This window comes from Actinomyces sp. S4-C9 (assembly GCF_000758775.1).
GTDB classification, from domain to species: Bacteria; Actinomycetota; Actinomycetes; order Actinomycetales; family Actinomycetaceae; genus Gleimia; species Gleimia europaea.
This window is the reverse complement of sequence record NZ_JRMU01000029.1, coordinates 1-1,078: the sequence shown is the minus strand read 5'-3', so window position 1 is coordinate 1,078 and position 1,078 is coordinate 1. Positions and strand designations below refer to the sequence as shown.

The window sequence follows — 1,078 nt, the reverse complement described above, 5'->3', positions numbered from 1 at the left end:
GTTATGTCTCGGGACATCGTTCATACGGTGTCCCGAGATTTTTTATGCTTTGGGGTTTTGATGTGTCGGGTCATCGTTCCGTTTTTTGGGCGGATGTGTTGGGTCATGGTTCCGTTTTTTGGGCTGGTAGTTTTTGGTGGGGTCGATGGTGTATTCGCCGATGATTTCTCCGGTGGTTTTGTTGATGGCTAGGGCTTGGGGGCCGTTGACGAGCAGGATGATGCGTTGTCTGTTGTGGGCGTGGCCGATGCCGAGGTGGCGTATTTTTCCGGCGTAGCGCAGGGTGATTTTGCCGTGGTTGTCTACCCGGTCGTATCGCACTCGCTAGTGGGTGTTGTTAAGTGTGATGGTGGGTTGGTCTTTGGGGGTGGCGGTGTAGGCCTGGTGGGGTGTGCGCCTGTTGATGGCTCGGTGTTTTCGTTGGGTGTTGTAGATGGTTTGGAAGTCTTGGAGTTGTTGTTGTAGGTCTTGGTGGGTTTGGGCTGGTGGTTGGGCTTTGAGCCATGTTTTAAGGGTGCGGTGAAAGCGCTCGATTTTGCCTTGGGTGGTGGGGTGGTTGGGGCGGCCGTTTTTCTGTTCTATGCTCAGGTCGGCCAGGAGTTGTTCGAAGGGGTTGGGTTGGTTGTTGGTGGCGCGCCCGCCGGCTAGGCGTGTGGTGTAAACGAAACCGTTATCGGTAAGGGTTGCTGCTGGTAGTCCGTGTGTGTCGGTGGCTTTAAGGAAGGTGTTAACCACGATGCTTGCGGTGATTGTGGGGTGAACACTGATGTGGGTGAGGTAGCGGGAGTGGTCATCGAGCCAGGAGATGATTTCGGTGTCGGTGCCATCGGCTAGAGGCCAGTGTGTGAAGTCTGATTGCCACAGGCTGTTGGGGGCGGGTGCTTGGAAACGTTGCCATGAGGAGCGGGGCCGTTTTTGTGGTTGGGGTTGGATTTTCCCATTTGTTTTCAAGATCCGGAAGATGGTGCTAGTTGAGGGGCGGTTGTCTTTTGGTAGCAGGTCATAGATTGTTTCGGCTCCAGCATCTAGGCCGTCTCGAAGGAGTTGATCGCGTAGCTCCAAGATGGTTTCGCGTAGT

The 1,078-nt window shown here is 54.7% G+C and carries 2 protein-coding genes; both read right to left on the bottom strand.

The genetic code is table 11. The features are described 5' to 3' along the window. Positions 1 to 42 precede the first annotated feature (42 nt). Positions 43 to 321 (bottom strand): hypothetical protein, encoded by a 279-nt coding sequence (locus HMPREF1628_RS09135; RefSeq protein ID WP_198030443.1) that lies wholly within the window; start codon positions 319 to 321, stop codon positions 43 to 45. A 3-nt stretch (positions 322 to 324) separates the two neighbouring features. Beyond that, on the bottom strand, positions 325 to 1,078 hold a 754-nt coding region (locus HMPREF1628_RS08940), incomplete at its 5' end, for an integrase core domain-containing protein (protein ID WP_198030442.1).